We start from the raw sequence: 19,390 nt of genomic DNA on the forward strand, positions 1-19,390 counted from the left end.
ACCGGCCTATCAGCCGGTCTTATTATTTACATCACTAAACGGCGAATATCGCTCATTAATTGCCCTACTAGGGTGATGAAGCGTGCTCCATCAGCCCCATCGATGACACGGTGGTCAAAGGACAGTGACATAGGCAGGATCAGGCGAGGAACAAACTCGCTACCGTTCCAAACAGGTTTCATTGAAGAACGTGACAGCCCCATAATAGCCACTTCTGGTGCGTTCACGATTGGTGCAAAACCAGTTGTACCGATACCACCAAGGCTAGAGATGGTGAAACATCCGCCTTGCATATCAGCCGCAGTCAGTTTACCTGCACGCGCTTTCTTAGAAACTTCCATCAGTTCACGAGATAACTCTAAAATGCCTTTTTTGTTAACGTCTTTAAAGACAGGAACAACTAAGCCATTTGGTGTATCAACCGCGATACCGATATTGATATATTTTTTCAAGAACAGACGCTGTGCATCTTCAGAAATCGAGCTGTTAAAGCGCGGCATTTCTTCCAGAGCGCGGGCAACTGCTTTCATGACAAAAACTAATGGCGTGATTTTCACGTCCAGTTTTTTCTTCTCTGCTTCTTTATTCTGTTGCTTACGGAATTCTTCAACTTCAGTGGTATCCACTTCTTCCATCAGCGTAACGTGTGGGATCATCACCCAGTTACGGCTCAGGTTTGCACCAGAGATTTTTTGGATACGACCCAGTTCGACTTCTTCAACTTCACCAAACTTGCTGTAATCTACTTTCGGCCATGGCAGCATACCAGGTAAACCACCACCTGCTGCAGCTGGAGACTCAGCACGTTTGACTGCATCTTTCACGTAAGCTTGAACGTCTTCACGCAGGATACGGCCTTTACGACCAGTGCCTTTTACTTTCGCTAAGTTAACACCGAACTCACGCGCTAAGCGGCGAATAACCGGTGTTGCGTGGATGTATGCGTCGTTCTCAACAAATTCATTTTTGCTATCAGCTGCTTTTGCAGCTGGAGCTGGAGCTGCTGCAGGTGCTGGTGCCGCTGCTTGAGCAACTGGTGCCGCAGCTGGTGCCGCACCGGCAACTTCAAAAGTCATGATCAGCGAGCCAGTTTTCACTTTGTCGCCTGTCGCAATCTTGATTTCTTTAACAGTACCAGCAAATGGTGCAGGAACTTCCATTGATGCTTTATCGCCTTCAACCGTAATGATTGATTGCTCAGCAGAAACGGTGTCGCCCACTTTAACCATCACTTCGGTAACTTCAACTTCATCACCGCCGATATCTGGCACGTTAACGTCTTTAATTGCAGAGGCTGCTGGAGCCGCTGGCGCTGCTTGTGCAACTGGAGCAGCGGCTGGCGCTGCGCCTGCGACTTCAAAGACCATGATCAGCGAACCAGTTTTCACTTTATCGCCTGTCGCAATCTTGATTTCTTTAACAGTTCCAGCAAATGGCGCTGGGACTTCCATTGACGCTTTATCGCCTTCAACAGTAATTAAAGATTGTTCTGCGGTCACGGTGTCACCCACTTTAACCATGATTTCAGTGACTTCGACTTCATCGCCACCGATATCTGGTACAGCAACGTCTTTTGACGCTGCTGCGCTTGGTGCTGCCGCAGGGGCTGCTGGCGCTTGTGCGGGAGCTGGTGCTGCTGCACCCGCTTCTGCTTCAAAGACCATGATTAGCGAGCCAGTTTTTACTTTGTCGCCTGTCGCAATTTTAATTTCTTTTACCACACCCGCTTGTGGTGATGGGACTTCCATAGAAGCTTTATCACCTTCAACGGTAATGAGCGATTGCTCTGCTTCTACTTTATCACCAACTTTAACCATCACCTCGGTGACTTCAACTTCATCAGCACCGATATCTGGCACTTGGATTTCAATAGACATTGATATTTACCTCTTATGCCAAACGTGGGTTAACTTTTTCTGGGTTAATGTTGTATTTTTTAATCGCTTCTTCAACGACTTTAACATCAACCTCACCACGTTTAGCTAATTCACCTAACGCTGCTACGATGACATAGCTGGTATCCACTTCGAAGTGGTGACGCAGGTTTTCACGACTGTCAGAACGACCAAAACCATCAGTACCCAGTACGCGGTAATCACTTGCAGGTACATAAGTACGAACTTGTTCAGCAAACAGTTTCATGTAGTCAGTTGATGCAACTGCTGGTGCGTCATTCATTACTTGTGCAATGTATGGAACGCGTGGTGTTGCAGATGGGTGCAGCATGTTCCAACGCTCACAATCTTGACCATCACGTGCCAATTCAGTGAATGAGGTTACACTGTAAACATCAGAACCAATGCCATACTCTGCAGACAGAATATCTGCCGCTTCACGAACGTGGCGCATCATTGAACCTGAACCTAACAACTGCACTTTACCTTTGCTACCTTCAACAGAAGCCAGTTTGTAGATACCTTTACGGATACCTTCCTCTGCACCTTCTGGCATTGCAGGCATGTGGTAGTTTTCGTTCAGAGTCGTGATGTAGTAGTACACGTTCTCTTGTTTCTCACCGTACATGCGCTCTAAACCGTTTTGCATAATCACTGCAACTTCATAAGCGAATGCAGGGTCATAAGAAATACAGTTAGGAATAGTCAGTGATTGAATATGGCTGTGACCATCTTCGTGTTGTAAGCCTTCACCATTCAGCGTTGTACGACCTGAAGTACCACCAATCAGGAAGCCACGTGCTTGTTGGTCACCCGCTGCCCACATTAAGTCACCAATACGTTGGAAACCAAACATTGAGTAGTAGATATAGAATGGGATCATCGGCAAGTTGTTAGTACTGTAAGATGTTGCAGCCGCTAACCAAGAAGAACCTGCGCCCAACTCATTGATACCTTCTTGCAGGATTTGACCTTTCGAGTCTTCTTTATAGTAGGCAACCTGTTCTCTGTCTTGCGGTGTATATTGCTGACCTTTCGGGCTATAAATACCGATTTGACGGAACAGACCTTCCATACCAAATGTACGCGCTTCGTCAGCGATAATTGGCACTAAACGCTCTTTAATAGAGTTGTTTTTCAACATCACGTTCAATGCACGAACGAAAGCAATTGTGGTCGAAATTTCTTTTGATTGTTCTTCTAATAATTGGCTGAAATCTGCCAGTGCAGGGATTTCCAGTTTCTCATCAAAAGTTGAACGACGAGCAGGCAAATAACCACCCAGCGCTTGGCGACGCTCGTGCAGGTATTTGTACTCTTCGGAATCTTTTTCGAAAGTAATGTATGGCAGTTTTTCGATTTGCTCATCAGCCACTGGCACATTGAATTGATCACGGAAGTGGCGAACACCGTCCATGTTCATTTTCTTCACTTGGTGCGCAATGTTTTTACCTTCAGCTGTTTCGCCCATACCATAACCTTTAATGGTTTGCGCTAAAATAACAGTTGGTTTGCCTTTGGTTTCTTTTGCTTTCGCAAATGCAGCATAGACTTTCTTCGGATCGTGACCACCACGGTTCAATGCCCAAATTTCATCATCAGTCATATCTTTAACTAATGCTGCAGTTTCTGGGTAACGATTGAAGAAGTGTTCACGAACGTACGCGCCGTCGCGTGATTTAAAGGTCTGGTAGTCACCATCTAAAGTTTCGTTCATTAACTGAACAAGTTTGCCGCTCGTATCTTTACGCAGCAGCTCGTCCCAACGGTCACCCCACATAACTTTGATAACTTGCCAGCCAGCACCGTTAAAGATACCTTCTAATTCGTTAACAATTTTTCCGTTACCTGTTACTGGGCCATCTAGACGTTGCAGGTTACAGTTGATAACGAAAACTAAGTTATCCAGTTTATCGCGTGTTGCGATAGTAATCGCACCTTTAGATTCTGGCTCATCCATCTCACCATCACCTAAGAATGCATATACGCGCTGCGCAGATGTATCTTTCAGGCCACGGTTATCAAGGTATTTCAGGAACTTAGCTTGATAGATAGCATTGATTGGGCCCAGCCCCATTGATACTGTCGGGAATTGCCAGAAGTCAGGCATCAATTTAGGGTGCGGATATGAAGATAGGCCATTACCACCAATTTCTTGACGGAAGTTGTTCATTTGCTCTTCAGTTAAACGCCCTTCTAAGAAAGCACGTGCATAGATACCTGGAGAGATGTGACCTTGGAAGAATACTAAGTCTCCGCCATCATTATTGTTATGAGCACGGAAGAAGTGGTTGAAGCAGACTTCATACAAGGTTGCTGATGACTGGAAAGAAGCCATGTGGCCGCCCAGTTCTAAGTCTTTTTTAGACGCACGCAGAACAGTCATTACTGCGTTCCAGCGAATTGCAGAGCGAATACGGCGCTCTAAGTCCATGTTACCAGGGTATGCAGGCTCATCTTCAACAGCAATTGTGTTGATGTAATCAGAACGACCAGATGCACCAGCAGCAATACTTACGCCGCCTTTACGCGCTTCGCTTAATACCTGTTCGATAATAAACTGAGCACGATCAACACCTTCTTCACGGATGACCGATTCAATCGCCTGTAGCCAGTCGCGAGTTTCAATCGGATCCACGTCATTTTTTAACATATCTGACATGGTGTATTCCTTATCTGTTATCTATTTTATATGGTTATGTGGAGCCTATCTTCCCGCTATTTTCCCAATATTGCTAAAACAGCGGGAAGATAGGCCCTGATGTAGTTGCCGCTTTAACTCTCTTTTAGAGCATTCACAATAATATAGACGCAGCAGTCAGGATCTATATTACTAAGTTAAATCAGGGTGTTGCTGTAACCGCCGTAAAGAACGTTCTCTACGAGTTTGCTCTCGGCTAATATCCAATAGCAAATCTTCAATAAAAGACAGGTGACGGTGAGATGCTTCGCGCGCTTTTTCAGGTTCTCTTGCCATTATTGCAGCAAAAATTTGTGCTCTATGGGAGCTAACCGCGTTATACATCTCTTTACGGGTATACAAAAATTCAAAGTTTTGACGGATATTCTGTTCTAACATTGGGATCATGCAGCGCAATAAATGCAATAGAACCACGTTGTGAGCCGCTTCTGTCACAATGAGTTGGTATTGGAGTACCGCATCTGACTCGGCATCTAACTCGCCGCTTTTTTGCGCGGTTTCGATAAGTTCATAACTTTGACGAATACGGTCAAGATCTTCTTCAGTACCACGGAGTGCAGCATAATAGGCCGCAATACCTTCAAGGGCATGACGAGTTTCAAGAAGATCAAATTGAGATTCGGGATTACCTTCGAGTAACTGAGCTAAAGGATCACTAAAGCTTTGCCACATTTTCTTTTGTACGAAGGTGCCGCCGCCTTGACGACGAGATAGAAGCCCTTTCGCTTCTAATGTTTGAATTGCTTCACGCACTGATGGCCTAGATACGTCAAACTGTTTTGCGAGTTCACGTTCAGGGGGCAGCTTTTCGCCAGGGCGCAATGTCCCTTCGAAAATAAGATGTTCAAGCCGTTGCTCTATTACATCTGATAACTTTGGTTGGCGAATTTTACCGTAAGTCATAATCTGCCATATTCATAAGTGAGTAATTATTGATTACGTATTACCCAGTGTTAATTGGTAATACCAATTTGTTTATGGGCTAATAAAGTAACAAAGTATTCACTATCTGTCCATAAAGACCTTGCGCTAAATCATAAAATCCTGCAAATATTAACAATTTATTTTAAAATTTAGCATGTTTTGATAACTAAACAACCAATATCGTGAGAGTATTTTTAACATAAAAAACATCATTTACCGATTAAAAATACAAACTGAATCGTAAAAGCAATCACTTTAATGAATAAAAATTCATTAAAAGCAAATTAAAAATCAAATAAAACCTTAGCTGCTCTATTATACTTAAACGTCTCACTTTTTTTGTTTCAAAAATGTTAAAATCACAACTGAATTTACACTTATCTTAAATTCTAACCGCATCTTCAACTCAAATTGGCCCGCTTTCTATTGAATAATATTGATGCTTTTAAAAATAATATGCCAATACTTCCACTTTATGAATACTGATATAAATCACTTAATGAGAAATAAAAGAACTGTATGATGAAATTGAGCAATACAGTTCTTATATCAAACTTTGATAGCGTAATGATGCCCTAGGAATGGTTCTCAACAAAACGCATTGATAAGTCCATCGCTTGAATATGTTTAGTCAAAGCACCCACTGAAATAAAATCAATGCCAGTTTCTGCAAATTCTTTTATTGTTTTTAGTGTCACATTACCTGAGACTTCAAGCGCAGCCTTCCCTGCAGTTAGCACTACAGCCTCTTTCATCATTGTCGGTGTAAAGTTATCTAACATAATGATGTCTGCGCCTGCTTTTAGCGCTAGAAGTAACTCATCTAGGCTTTCCACTTCAATTTCAATAGGTACTTCAGGGTGTGCTTGTCTGGCAAGTTCAACCGCCATATCCACCGAACCTGCTGAAATAATATGATTTTCTTTAATTAAATAGGCATCTGACAATCCCAAACGATGGTTAAATCCCCCCCCCATAAGAACAGCATACTTCAATGCAGTTCTTAGGCCAGGAATCGTTTTGCGAGTATCAAGTAGCTTGGCACGAGTTCCTGCAATCTCTTTTACATATATCGCAGTTACTGTCGAAACCGAAGAGAGTGTTTGGATAAAATTCAGCGCAGTCCGCTCCCCTGTTAATAAAACTTGAGATGGTCCCTGCATTTCACATAACACTTGATTTGATGTGACGGTATCACCGTCTTTCACTTTCCAATCAATTTTAACTAGCCCGCCTAATTGAAGAAAGACTTCTTCTAACCATTGTTTACCGCAAAAGATACCGTTTTCCCGTGTAATAATACGGGCGGTTGCAATCGCGCTTTCACTAAGTAGCTGCCCTGTGATATCTCTTTTATAGTCAACAACCTGTCCAAGGTCTTCTTTTAATGCAACTGTCACCATAAAAGGGATATCAACTGCTAATCGCTCTAATAGAATGCCGCGTCTTTGCTGTTCATCATAACGCCGTATAGCCATTTCTTTCTCCAAAATATGCTCTCGTCTTATTGTATCTATGCTAATCTTTCCATCCAAAGATAACGAGCCCTGACAAAAAGAAGATAGAATACTATGGATAACGAGATGAAAATACATGATGGTTGGTTAAATAATGTGACTCATATCCCCTCACCGCATCATGATCAACGCCCTGATGGTGTTACTCCCTCTTTGCTTGTTATCCATAATATTAGCCTTCCTCCAGGTCAATTTGGTGGGCCTTATATTAATCAATTATTCACGGGGGTTTTGAATCCTCAAGAACATCCTTTTTTTGAGGAAATAAAACACCTTCGCGTTTCTGCTCATTGCTTAATTCGCCGTGATGGCTCAATTATTCAATATGTTCCTTTTCATTTACGTGCTTGGCATGCAGGGCAATCAAGCTACCAAGGAAAAGAAAAATGCAATGATTTTTCAATTGGCATTGAGCTAGAAGGCACTGATTTTGAGCCGTTTACTGAATCACAGTACCAATCTCTCGCGACTTTAACCCAACAACTTATTACTCAATATCCATTGATTGCCCATAATATTACGGGTCATAGTGATATTGCCCCTTTACGTAAAACCGATCCTGGCCCATTTTTTGATTGGCAATATTATAGAAACTTACTTTAAAATTAGTTTAATCATATATAGCAATGAAAATTAATTATTTTCCAATTGCTATATATTTATTATTCTTAATACATCCATTTCCCTTTAATTAAAGAAATTAAAAAAGGCCAATATTAAAGTTAAATTATATTTTGCGAAGCCGATCGATAAAAAATGTAATAAACCATCAATTCATTTATTTATCTACAAAGCGTTTCGCAACATCATTTACAATGAATAAAATATAGAGAAAAATAGCTTTATGATAAAACCTCACTTAACAACAGAGGTTTTATCATGCGCCAACAAGGATTTTCACTTATCGAAATAATGGTTGTTATTGCAATAATATCTATACTTGGTGTTATTGCTATTCCTGGTTATCAAAGCTATATGCAAAAGGCTGCAATGACCGATGTCCTGCAAACCATTTTACCTTACAAAAATAGTATTGAAATATGCCACTTCAATTTCGGTAGTCTATCTCAATGTAATAGTGGCAACGATAATATTCCAAATAATATTTCAGGGAAACACATCAAAACCATTGATGTAAAATCAGGTATTGTGAAACTGAGTGGAGATAAAACATTATCAGATCTTAATATTACACTAACACCTGTTGTCACAGGTAATAACTCGCCATTTAAATGGAATGTTGCTTGCGAAATAAAAGACAATACCAATTTAAAATCTTTATGTGAAAAAACGTTTAGTTTTTAATTAGGGGTAATTATGAATATAACGAAAGATAACCAGTTTATATTTAAAGAACTAAAAAAATTATGTGATAAGCACTATATTATTATCGTGGATTATAACCATAAAAGATTATCTATAGCCACGGTTAAAAAACCTGATGATAATCTTATGGCAACTCTAAAGTTTATTGCTAGCGTTCCTGTTTGCTATGATATTTGGCCTAAAGAAAAGGTTGATCATTACTTCAATAGTGTAATACATCAAATCAAAGAGGAGGATATCCCTTACCAACCTAAAGAAGCAGAGACATTAAATATTACATCCCCTGCGGTTGATTTTGTTGAGAATTTACTTAAAACCGCAGTTCATAAACGCTCATCAGATATTCATCTTGAGCCATCCAAACAGGGGTTAAAGATTAGGATTCGTGTTGATGGGAAACTTTACTTTCTTCCTTCTGCACCCTACGAAATTAACAATGAAATCATTGCTCGGCTAAAAATACTTTCCAAAATGAATATTGCGGAAAAAAGACGTCCACAAGATGGACAAATGAATTGGTATTTTGATGGGCAAAATTACAGCATACGCCTTTCTAGTATTCCCACCTTATATGGTGAGAAACTCGTATTAAGAATTCTTAATACTCAATTAAAATATTCATTAGAGCACATAGGGATGTGCTCTTCCCTTCTTGACTCATTAAAAAGATACTTAAATCAGCCTCAGGGTCTAATCTTAGTGACAGGCCCTACAGGCAGTGGCAAAACAGTGACTTTATATAGTGCCCTGGAATTTTTAAATCAATCTTCTCGGAATATTTCAACAATAGAAGACCCGATTGAAATTCCTTTGCAAGGAATTAATCAAATACAGGTTCATGAAAAATCCGAACTTAGCTTTGCTTTTATTCTTAGAGCACTATTACGCCAAGATCCCGATATTATTATGATTGGTGAAATAAGGGATGAAGAAACCGCCCAAATTGCTACTCGTGCAGCGCAAACTGGCCATTTAGTTTTATCTACATTGCATACTAATTGTACTGTAAGCGCTATAGAACGTATGATCCAGCTTGACGTAGAAAAAAAACAATTAATGTCTTGCTTAAAAATGGTGATAGCTCAAAGATTAGTACGTAAATTATGTCCTAAATGTAAAATACCTACACCATCAAAAACTCAGCTAAATAGAGTGTTAACGATTAATGAATGGAGGTCTAAGGGATGTGAGCACTGTTTTTCTGGCTTTATGGGAAGAACAGCTGTTTATGAGTACATTGACCAGCAAATAATTCAAGATTTACAGGAGCAACAAGGTCGTAATATTGTAAATTTTGAACGTCTTTTTCAAGCAGGTATCAAGCTCATTGAATCAGGGGAAACAACATTACAAGAAATTTACGCCATTGTTGGCAACGAGGGGGCTTGAAATGTTCATTTATTCATATATTGCACTCAATGCTCACAACCAAATAATTGAAGATACCTTGTTAGCTAAAAGTAAAAAAAAAGCTTTTCTTATTATTACTGAAAATAACCTTATTCCATTGAAAATCAAAATTAAAGCGATTTTTAATTTAAATCACGCCTGTATTAACTATCGAATACATTTCTTTCATCAACTAGGTGCCTTAACATCATCTGGGATAACACTAATACAAAGCTTAAAAATACTTTCAGAAAATTGCCACCTTCCTTTTTGGCGTCACTTTATTAAAAATTTGATTCTACATATCGAAAAAGGGGAGCTTTTTTCCGATTTTTTAAAGAATCATCCACAAATTTTTAGCAGTACAATTATTAGCCTTATCATTGTTGCAGAAAAGACAGGTAAATATGATGAAAATTTTAATACGATTAGCTTTATGTTAGAGCATAATGAAAAAATCTCTGCATTGTTCAAAAAAGCAATACGTTATCCGCTCACTCTCTGTCTATTTTCAGGTATGTTACTATGTATTATGTTTTTGTATGTCATTCCTCAATTTAAAGAAATTTACGATAGCTTTCAACAGGAGCTACCTCTATTAACACAAGCTATGCTTTACGTATCCGACTTTATAAAAGAACAATTCACATATTTTTTATCAGTTATTTTCGTTCTTCTAATATTTACACTAAAAATAAATAAGCATCAGCACTTACAACATTTTTTTTCACAACTGCCAGTATTCAAAAGTTTAATCTCCTATCATTATCTAAGCTTGTATTTTCTAACAGTATCATCCACATATAAAATCGGCCTTCCGCTAATTGATTGTTTAAAATGTACAATACAAACAATCAATAATAAGCAATACAAAAAAGATTGTGAAAATATTCTCTCTGCTGTTCTTAAAGGTGGGACACTTTCAAATGCAATGAAAGAGACTGTTTTATTCCCAAGTTTAGCAGTTCAATTAATCGCCGTTGCTGAAGAATCAGGTAAACTCTATTATTTTACAAGATACCTATTTAAGTTCTACTCCGAACAATACATGCTCCATATAGAGAGAAAAGTGAAAAACTTAGAACCTGTCCTTCTTGTATTTATTTCACTCTTAATTGGCATCATTATGCTAGCTATGTACCTTCCAATATTTAATCTAGGGAATGTTGTCACTGGATGATAGTTTTTAATAATATCTATCTCATATTATTAAGATACTCTAACCATATAGAATCATGTTATATAAGTATTTTTAACTATATTCATTCAAGTTAATTTGAGTGAAGACAAACGGATAATTTCAGTGTAATCTATTTTTATTTTCTATAAGTGATCGAAAAATTTATGCCTTATATCGTTGCTTTAACAGGGGGAATTGGGAGTGGTAAGACGACCATTGCAAACAACTTTGCTAAATTTGGTGTCCCCATCGTCGATGCTGATGTAATAGCTCGCCAAGTTGTAGAGCCGAATACCCCTGCTTTTGACGCTATCAGGTCACACTTTGGTAAAGAGATTATTTCTTTAGATGGCACGCTAAATCGAGGCCTTTTAAGAGACATTATTTTCTCAAACACTAATGAAAAAAAATGGCTAAATACACTTCTTCACCCCTTAATTCAGCAAGAGACGCAAAAACAGCTCTACCAAGACAATTATCCTTATGTTTTATGGGTTGTTCCTTTATTAATCGAAAACAACATTTCTCATTTAGCAGATAGGGTATTAGTCGTTGATGTTACCCCTGAAGAACAAATTCAACGTACAATAAAAAGAGACAATATAAGTCTCGAGCAGGTCAAAAATATATTAAATGCACAAGTTAGCCGTGAAAAACGATTATCTTATGCTGATGACGTTATTACAAACCATACTAAAGACACCAGCATTCAAGACAAGGTAGCAAATCTTCACAATAAATATTTAACACTAGCAAAAATAAAACCATAGGAATTAAAATGGGCGAACTAGCAACTACAAATTTAATCACTTATGAATATCCAATGAATGAAAAGATCCGTTCTTGGTTGCGCCTTGAAACTCTTTTATCTCAAATTTATGAGCTCAGCAATATCACCTCCTACTCTTCTGGTATCGCATTTTTTCGTTCAGTCTCAGAACTTATTGAAATTCTAGATAGAGGCGAAGTCCGTTCAGATCTTATTAAAGAGCTTGAAAAACAACGCACTCGCTTATCAAATTGGGCTAGCGACCCTAATGCGGACAATCAACTAATTAGTTCATTACTCACTGATTTATCAGATAAAATATCTCACTTAATGTCTGCACCTCGCTTTGGTCACCATTTACGAACAGATAAAATTATTAGCATGGTTCGCCAAAGACTAAGCATTCCCGGTGGCTGCTGTAGTTTTGATTTACCTACATTACAATTATGGTTAAATATTCCAAAAAATGAACGAGATAAAGCCATCAGTGGCTGGCTTCAAAGTCTCGATCCTTTAAATGATGCTTTAAAAACAGTTCTGTCATTAATTCGCCAATCAGGAACGTTTGAAACTAAAGAGTCATTTAATGGCTTTTATCAAGATAGTGTCGAAGGTAAAGAGCTACTGCGCATAAAATTGCCCGCAGAAAACTTTATTTACCCACAAATTTCAGGTCACAAAACACGCTTTGCTTTACGTTTCCTGCATATCGATAGCGAGAATGGTATACTCCCTGATATGATCCGTTTTGAATTATCTTGCTGTTAAAGTAGAGAAATGTTTTATGAGTGAAATTATTGAAGTTAACTGCCCAACCTGTCAAAAAGTTGTGATTTGGAATGAAAGCAGCCCTTTTAGGCCTTTTTGCAGCAAGCGTTGCCAGCTCATTGATCTTGGTGAATGGGCCAGTGAAGAGAAACGCATTGCAAGCCAGAGCGATATCTCTGAAAGTGATGATTGGAGTGAGCAACCAGATAACTAGCTTTATATTTTTATAAAGTGGAAAATGTAACCTCTGTTTAAACTTGTATATTTTCCACTTTATTTTCAATGTATTAAAAAATTATTACTGTATAAGCATCTCTACAATAACACGGTTTGCAGGTGGGAACTCATTCTCAACCAATGCTTTTTGTTCTACCCAGCGTGAATCCTGCCCTTCTTTTCCATAAGGCTCATTATCCCACGCAGAGACAATAAAGAAATAAAGCGTAATAATTCTATCTTCAAACTCATGATCTACACGGTGAAATTGTTCATACTGAGTGGCAATAATCCCGACTTCTTCCTCAAGCTCACGAATCAAGGCAGCTTCAGGTAATTCACCTTGTTCTAGCTTTCCGCCAGGAAACTCCCAAAAGCCAGCCATATGTGTGCCTTCTGGTCGTTTAGTAATAAAAATTTTTTGCTGGGAATTACGAATAATTCCAGCCGAGATACGCAGATGTTTTTTTTTCATAATCTTTTCGTCAAAAAGGCGGGTTACCCCGCCTTTTTTATATTAATGAGTTAATAGTAACTTAATTCAAACGGCCATGGCATTGCTTATATTTTTTACCTGAGCCACAAGGACAAGGGTCGTTACGACCAATTTTGTGACCTTGAGTTGCTATGTTAGCTTCGGTTTCAGTCATTAAAGATTCAGCGCCCGCTTCATGACTTAATTGTTGTCTTTTCGCTAAACGCTCAGCTTCTTCACGACGCTGTTGCTCTAATGCTTCAACCTCTTCAGGTAAACGAACTTGTACCTTAGATAATGTGCTGATAACTTCATATTTCAAGGCTTCAAGCATATTAGCAAACATACTAAAGGATTCGCGTTTATATTCTTGTTTAGGGTCTTTTTGTGCATAACCACGTAAGTGAATGCCTTGGCGCAAGTAATCCATTGAAGCCAAGTGCTCTTTCCATAAGGTATCTAGTGTTTGTAACATGACACCTTTTTCAAAGTTACGCATCGCTTCTGCACCAACAATTTCCTCTTTACGCTCATAGATTTCAACCGCTTTTTGCATGATACGTTCACGTAAAGTTTCTTCATGCAATTCAGGTTCTTTATCCAGCCATTCTTTCATTGGCAGATCAAGATCAAAGTCATTAACTAAACGCTGATGCAAACCATCAATATCCCACATTTCCTCTAATGATTGAGGTGGAATATAGGCATCCATCGTGGTGGTAAAAACATCTTCGCGAATGCTGTCAACCGTTTCTTTAATATCACCACCGTCGAGCAATTCATTACGCTGAGTATAAATAGCACGACGTTGATCACTCGCAACATCATCATATTCAAGTAATTGTTTACGAATATCAAAGTTACGGCTTTCAACTTTACGCTGTGCGTTAGCAATCGCTTTAGTTACCCATGGGTGCTCAATCGCTTCTCCTGGTTTCATACCCAGTTTTTTCATCATGCCAGTCACACGATCAGAAGCGAAGATACGCATCAGAGCATCTTCCATCGATAAATAAAAACGTGAAGAACCCGCATCCCCTTGACGACCTGCACGACCACGTAACTGGTTGTCGATACGACGTGATTCATGGCGCTCTGTACCAATGATATGTAAACCACCCGCAGCTAAAACCGCATCATGGCGCACTTTCCAATTCGCTTTGATTTCATCAATTTGCTCTTGCGTTGGCTCTTCTAACGCAGCAACTTCCGTTTGCCAGCTCCCACCTAACATGATATCCGTACCACGGCCTGCCATGTTCGTTGCAATAGTAACTGCACCAGCTTGTCCCGCGTTTGCGATGATATCCGCTTCCATTGCGTGGAATTTTGCATTCAGGACGTTATGGGCAATTTTGGCTTTTTTCAGTGCATTAGAAATTAATTCAGATTTTTCGATGGAAATTGTACCAACAAGAACAGGTTGCCCATTGGCGGTTCTTTCACGAATATCTTCAATAATGGCTGCAAATTTATCGGTTTCGTTCATATAAACGAGGTCAGGTAAATCTTTACGCACCATTGGACGGTTAGTTGGGATAACAATAGTGTCTAATTTATAAATTGAGCTAAATTCAAATGCTTCAGTATCCGCTGTACCCGTCATACCCGCCAGTTTTTCGTATAGACGGAAATAGTTCTGGAATGTAATCGACGCTAAGGTTTGGTTTTCATTTTGAATTTCAACACCTTCTTTTGCTTCAACCGCTTGGTGTAAGCCATCTGACCAGCGACGACCTTCCATTGTACGACCTGTATGTTCGTCAACAATAACGATTTGGCCATCTTTAACGATATAGTCAACATCTAAGGTGAACAATGCATGAGCACGTAAGCCTGCCATTACGTGGTGCATAAGCATAATGTTTGTTGGTGAATATAATGATTCGCCTTCATCCATTAAGCCTTCTTTTGCCAAAAGTTCTTCAATTAACACCAGACCGCGTTCGGTGATAGTGACTTGGCGTGATTTCTCATCAACAGAGAAATGCCCTTCCCCTTGGAAAGTATCTGAATCTTCTTTTTCTTGGCGTTGCAGATGTGGAATTAACTTATCCACTTTTTGGTAAAGTTCTGAGCTATCTTCTGCAGGACCTGAAATGATCAGCGGTGTACGCGCTTCATCGATAAGGATTGAGTCGACCTCATCCACTAATGCATAGTGCAATTTACGTTGTACACGCTCTTCTGGGCTAAATGCCATGTTGTCACGTAAGTAGTCGAAACCAAATTCATTATTAGTACCATAAGTAATATCTGCAGCGTAGGCTTCGCGCTTCGCAGGCGGTGCCATACCTGGTAAGTTGATACCAACCGTTAAACCTAAGAATTCAAATAAAGGGCGGTTATTTTCCGCATCACGTTTTGCTAAGTAGTCGTTTACCGTCACAACATGGACGCCTTTGCCACTTAACGCATTAATATAAGCAGGTAATGTCGCAGTTAATGTTTTACCTTCACCTGTACGCATTTCTGCAATACAACGCTCGTTCAGTACCATCCCACCAATTAACTGCACATCAAAGTGACGCATACCAAAAACACGACGGCTGGCTTCACGCACGGTCGCAAATGCTTCTGGAATAATGCTTTCTAAGCTCTCGCCTTTAGTTAAGCGTTCACGAAATTCAACTGTTTTGGCTTTTAACTCATCGTCTGATAGCTTTTCAAAATCAGGCTCTAAGCGATTAATTTTTTCCACTTCTTTGCGCAGTCTGCGCAGAGTACGATCGTTACGGCTACCGAATACTTTGGTCAAAATTTTAGTTAACATACTTTTAATCTCATTAAATCAATAAGTTATTTTATTATTTCATAGATTTTAAGGCGCAGATTTTCTCAACATTGAGTTGATAAATCTATTAAGAGATCAAGCAGTTAATGGACCAGCACGAATGCCATGTACTTGTGCAACCCAAATAGCAGGCTGGTAGGTAACAAAATGAGGGTAAATATAATGACTGACTAGTACCGTGCTTTCGTGCGTTTGAAGCGAACGCTCTGCCAACATGGCATAAAGCGTATCCAGCATCAATTGTGGTACAATAAGCTGTTCGGATTCTTCTTTTGTCGTCGCTACGTCATCATCTTCATTTGCAGAAAAAGCAAACGTGAGTTGGCGAATAACATTGCGCACCGCATGTTGCTGCCAATAATTAACCGAGTATGATGATGAAGAAGAAGAACGCTGAGAATTTTGCTGCGCAAATAAGTTATCAAATGCATTAACCGCTTGGTTTTGGCGGTTCGCAGGTGATGAGTTAACTTGCGTAAGCTGAGATTCGGAAAGAGCATTTAAAATTGTAGGCAAGCCGACACCCGTGGCAACCACACCAAATAATAGGTGGGACCAAAAGTATTTTCTACCAAGTTGTCGCCAAAAATTTAAAATGCCCATTAAACTCTTTTATAATGAATAAATGACAATATTATTATCTGTACATTAGTTTTCATCATTGTTAGCCGGAGCCAAAAATGAGAGATAGTCATCCACAAGCACTTTTCGATGTTCTTGAGGGATCATTGGCAAATTCATCAAATACTTTACAAACTATTCAGCGAAATGCAAAAGCCATTATCAAGCTGAACCGCACTGTAAAGGGCTTATTGCCGGCTGAAATTAAGCCAATGTGCCGTGTTGCAAACTACCGTAATAATATTATGGTCATTGAAGTGGCAAATGCCAGTTGGATGACCCGTCTTAATTATGAAAAATTAAACTTACTTTCCGCATTAAGAACTTCTATTCTACCATCATTATCGTCTATCGACATCAGAATCAATCCTGATTTAATGCGAAAAACCAAACAAAATAGCTCAGTAAATAACCGAACAGCTGCATCAACACAAAAAATGAACGAAAGGCAGATAAGTACACAAACAGCACAAGTATTATTAAAATTAGCGGAAAATAGCCCGAAAGGATTAAAAGAAAGGTTTGAGCGGCTGGCTGCACTAGCCGGAGAGAGTACTAGTGCAACCAACAGAAAGCGCTAACCCAGATTTGGGCTAGCCGCATAATAGTTATGCGTATACAGCTGAAGGCGCTTTGAATGCCACAGGCAATTCAGCTTCATCTTCAAAGGTGACCAGATCCCAAGCTGACTCTTTAGCAAGAACCGCTTGCAGAAGTTTGTTATTCAGTGCATGGCCAGATTTGAACGCAGTGAATGCGCCAATAATGTTGTGCCCACACATAAATAAGTCACCAATTGCATCCAACATTTTGTGACGAACGAATTCATCTTCAAAACGTAAGCCATCTTCATTGAGGACTTTATAGTCATCAACAACGATAGCGCAGTCGAAACTACCGCCTAAGCATAAGCCTTGGGATTGCAGATATTCGATATCACGCATAAAACCAAACGTACGTGCACGGCTGATTTGGTTCACAAATGATTCCGCAGAGAAATCAAGTGAATAGCGCTGAGTGCTGCTATCAATCGCCGGGTGTTGGAAATCGATAGTGAAATCCAGGCTGAAACCATTGTAAGGTCGCATTTCTGCCCACTTATCGCCATCTTCAACACGAACAGTTTCTTTAATACGTAAAAATTTCTTCGCACAATTTAACTCTTCAATACCGCCATCAAGCAGTAAGAAAACAAACGGTGCAGCACTGCCATCCATGATCGGGATTTCAGGCGCATTGACTTCAATAACAATGTTATCGATACCTAACCCTGCTAATGCAGCATTCAAATGCTCAACGGTCGAAATACGTACGTTATCTTCATTGACTAAGCAAGTACATAACATCGTATCGCGAACGGATTTCGCATCTGCCGGAAAATCAACCGGTGGATTAAGGTCAGTACGACGGTAGATGACCCCGGTGTTTGCCGGCGCTGGACGTAAAGTCAGCGTAACTTTTTTGCCGGTATGTAAACCAACACCAGTCGCTGTAATAATACGTTTTAATGTCCGTTGTTTGATCATCGTCTATTTCTCGCAATGTTATAAGTCCTACTGATCATCATACAAAATAATCAGTAGGAAATTTTAGCACAAAAAGCGGAGAATCCAATATAAATAAAATTAATCGGCTTGCTTACGCAAGAACGCAGGAATATCGAGATAATCTGGTTCTTTGTTTGTTTGCGTATTTTGGTCATTGACCGCTTTAGCCGCTGCTGGTTTCTCTTCGGTTAATGAAGACATGCTATTTTGCATTTGCTGATAGCGTTGTTCCATTGACGCCTGCTGTGACATTTTGTTGCTAACTAAGGTAATTTCAGGGCGTTTGTCCATACCAATACCTGTTGCAACAACTGTAACGCGCAGCTCTTCATGCATTTCTGGGTCGAGAGAAGTACCGATTACCACAGTCGCATTATCAGATGCGAATGCACGAATAGTGTTACCTACCGTTTCAAACTCATCCAAACGCAGGTCGAAACCAGCGGTGATGTTGACTAACACACCACGAGCGCCTGACAGGTCGATGTCTTCCAGTAATGGGCTAGAAATTGCCATTTCAGCAGCTTCTTCGGCTCTATCTTCACCGCGTGCCACACCAGACCCCATCATCGCGTAGCCCATTTCTGACATAACGGTACGCACGTCAGCAAAGTCCACGTTCATTAAACCTGGGCGAGTAATCAGCTCTGCAATACCTTGTACTGCGCCTTTAAGTACGTCGTTTGCCGCACCAAAAGCATCCAGTAATGAGATACCACGACCAAGAACTTTTAATAATTTGTCATTTGGGATGGTGATCAAGGAGTCAACGTGTTTTGATAACTCAGTGATACCCGCTTCTGCAAATGCCATACGCTTTTTGCCTTCAAAATTGAAAGGCTTAGTCACGACCGCAACTGTCAGAATACCCAATTCTTTCGCCACTTCGGCAACGACTGGCGCTGCACCTGTGCCTGTACCACCGCCCATACCTGCTGCGATGAAAACCATGTCAGCACCATCTAATGCATTACGTAGCGCTTCGCGATCTTCTTCCGCAGCATTGCGGCCGACTTCAGGGTTTGCACCTGCACCCAAACCTTTTGTAATACCCGTACCGATCTGGATAGTTTGTCCGACTGCGGTTTTACGCAGTGCTTGTGCGTCCGTGTTGACGGCGAAGAATTCGACGCCTTCAATACGTTCACGCACCATGTGTTCAACGGCATTACCGCCGCCGCCACCAACACCGATGACTTTAATCACCGCATCGTTAGTGAGCTCCATTGGTTCAAACATAATGTCTCTCCGTTTTGTGCTTACTACTT

At 40.0% G+C, this 19,390-nt stretch carries 17 protein-coding genes; 8 read left to right on the top strand and 9 right to left on the bottom strand.

Annotated elements, in window-relative coordinates; all coding sequences use genetic code 11:
• Positions 1-26: 26 nt before the first annotated feature.
• The 4 genes from aceF to nadC all read right to left on the bottom strand — a co-directional run bounded on the left by aceF (position 27) and on the right by nadC (position 6,998).
• Positions 27-1,877 (bottom strand): pyruvate dehydrogenase complex dihydrolipoyllysine-residue acetyltransferase, encoded by a 1,851-nt coding sequence (gene aceF / locus M1F05_RS14015; protein WP_206082678.1) that lies wholly within the window; start codon positions 1,875-1,877, stop codon positions 27-29.
• 13 nt (positions 1,878-1,890) lie between these two features.
• Positions 1,891-4,557: a pyruvate dehydrogenase (acetyl-transferring), homodimeric type gene (gene aceE, locus M1F05_RS14020; RefSeq protein ID WP_206082679.1), complete on the bottom strand. Its 2,667-nt coding sequence runs from the start codon at positions 4,555-4,557 to the stop codon at positions 1,891-1,893.
• A gap of 171 nt (positions 4,558-4,728) precedes the next feature.
• A complete protein-coding gene (pdhR, locus tag M1F05_RS14025; protein WP_206082680.1) occupies positions 4,729-5,499 on the bottom strand; it encodes a pyruvate dehydrogenase complex transcriptional repressor PdhR in 771 nt (256 codons plus the stop codon).
• A gap of 596 nt (positions 5,500-6,095) precedes the next feature.
• Positions 6,096-6,998 (bottom strand): carboxylating nicotinate-nucleotide diphosphorylase, encoded by a 903-nt coding sequence (gene nadC, locus M1F05_RS14030; RefSeq protein WP_206082681.1) that lies wholly within the window; start codon positions 6,996-6,998, stop codon positions 6,096-6,098.
• Between the two features lie 105 nt (positions 6,999-7,103).
• On the opposite strand from nadC, the gene ampD reads away from it, so the two are divergent.
• The 7 genes from ampD (at position 7,104) to yacG (ending at position 12,683) form a co-directional block, all read left to right on the top strand.
• Entirely contained in the window at positions 7,104-7,640 is a 537-nt protein-coding gene (gene ampD / locus M1F05_RS14035; RefSeq protein ID WP_206082682.1) for a 1,6-anhydro-N-acetylmuramyl-L-alanine amidase AmpD, read from the top strand.
• Between the two features lie 276 nt (positions 7,641-7,916).
• A complete protein-coding gene (gene ppdD, locus M1F05_RS14040) occupies positions 7,917-8,342 on the top strand; it encodes a prepilin peptidase-dependent pilin (protein ID WP_206082683.1) in 426 nt (141 codons plus the stop codon).
• Between the two features lie 12 nt (positions 8,343-8,354).
• Positions 8,355-9,752 (top strand): ATPase, T2SS/T4P/T4SS family, encoded by a 1,398-nt coding sequence (locus tag M1F05_RS14045; RefSeq protein WP_318825872.1) that lies wholly within the window; start codon positions 8,355-8,357, stop codon positions 9,750-9,752.
• 1 nt (position 9,753) lies between these two features.
• Complete coding sequence (locus tag M1F05_RS14050) at positions 9,754-10,932, top strand: type II secretion system F family protein (RefSeq protein ID WP_206082685.1); 1,179 nt, start codon at positions 9,754-9,756, stop codon at positions 10,930-10,932.
• A gap of 164 nt (positions 10,933-11,096) precedes the next feature.
• Positions 11,097-11,702, top strand: a complete 606-nt coding sequence (gene coaE / locus M1F05_RS14055; RefSeq protein ID WP_206082686.1) for a dephospho-CoA kinase — start codon at positions 11,097-11,099, stop codon at positions 11,700-11,702.
• 8 nt (positions 11,703-11,710) lie between these two features.
• The gene (gene zapD, locus M1F05_RS14060) at positions 11,711-12,469 is read left to right on the top strand and encodes a cell division protein ZapD (RefSeq protein ID WP_206082687.1); all 759 of its coding nucleotides are present in this window, start codon (positions 11,711-11,713) and stop codon (positions 12,467-12,469) included.
• A gap of 16 nt (positions 12,470-12,485) precedes the next feature.
• Entirely contained in the window at positions 12,486-12,683 is a 198-nt protein-coding gene (yacG, locus tag M1F05_RS14065) for a DNA gyrase inhibitor YacG (protein WP_206082688.1), read from the top strand.
• Between the two features lie 84 nt (positions 12,684-12,767).
• Here the strand turns inward: yacG and mutT are convergent, their stop codons facing one another.
• From mutT to secM, 3 genes are all read right to left on the bottom strand, one after another.
• A complete protein-coding gene (gene mutT / locus M1F05_RS14070; RefSeq protein WP_206082689.1) occupies positions 12,768-13,160 on the bottom strand; it encodes an 8-oxo-dGTP diphosphatase MutT in 393 nt (130 codons plus the stop codon).
• Positions 13,161-13,221: 61 nt separating this feature from the next.
• Entirely contained in the window at positions 13,222-15,933 is a 2,712-nt protein-coding gene (gene secA / locus M1F05_RS14075) for a preprotein translocase subunit SecA (protein WP_206082690.1), read from the bottom strand.
• Positions 15,934-16,029: 96 nt separating this feature from the next.
• Positions 16,030-16,557, bottom strand: a complete 528-nt coding sequence (gene secM / locus M1F05_RS14080; RefSeq protein ID WP_206082691.1) for a secA translation cis-regulator SecM — start codon at positions 16,555-16,557, stop codon at positions 16,030-16,032.
• A gap of 77 nt (positions 16,558-16,634) precedes the next feature.
• Between secM and M1F05_RS14085 the strand changes: the two genes are divergently transcribed.
• A complete protein-coding gene (locus M1F05_RS14085) occupies positions 16,635-17,156 on the top strand; it encodes a DUF721 domain-containing protein (RefSeq protein WP_206082692.1) in 522 nt (173 codons plus the stop codon).
• A 27-nt stretch (positions 17,157-17,183) separates the two neighbouring features.
• On the opposite strand, the gene lpxC is transcribed toward M1F05_RS14085, so the two are convergent.
• Complete coding sequence (gene lpxC, locus M1F05_RS14090; RefSeq protein ID WP_206082693.1) at positions 17,184-18,101, bottom strand: UDP-3-O-acyl-N-acetylglucosamine deacetylase; 918 nt, start codon at positions 18,099-18,101, stop codon at positions 17,184-17,186.
• Between the two features lie 99 nt (positions 18,102-18,200).
• Positions 18,201-19,361: a cell division protein FtsZ gene (ftsZ, locus tag M1F05_RS14095; RefSeq protein ID WP_206082694.1), complete on the bottom strand. Its 1,161-nt coding sequence runs from the start codon at positions 19,359-19,361 to the stop codon at positions 18,201-18,203.
• Between the last annotated feature and the right edge of the window lie 29 nt (positions 19,362-19,390).

It is taken from the genome of Providencia sp. PROV252, assembly GCF_033676005.1.
In the GTDB taxonomy this organism is placed as follows: domain Bacteria; phylum Pseudomonadota; class Gammaproteobacteria; order Enterobacterales; family Enterobacteriaceae; genus Providencia; species Providencia vermicola.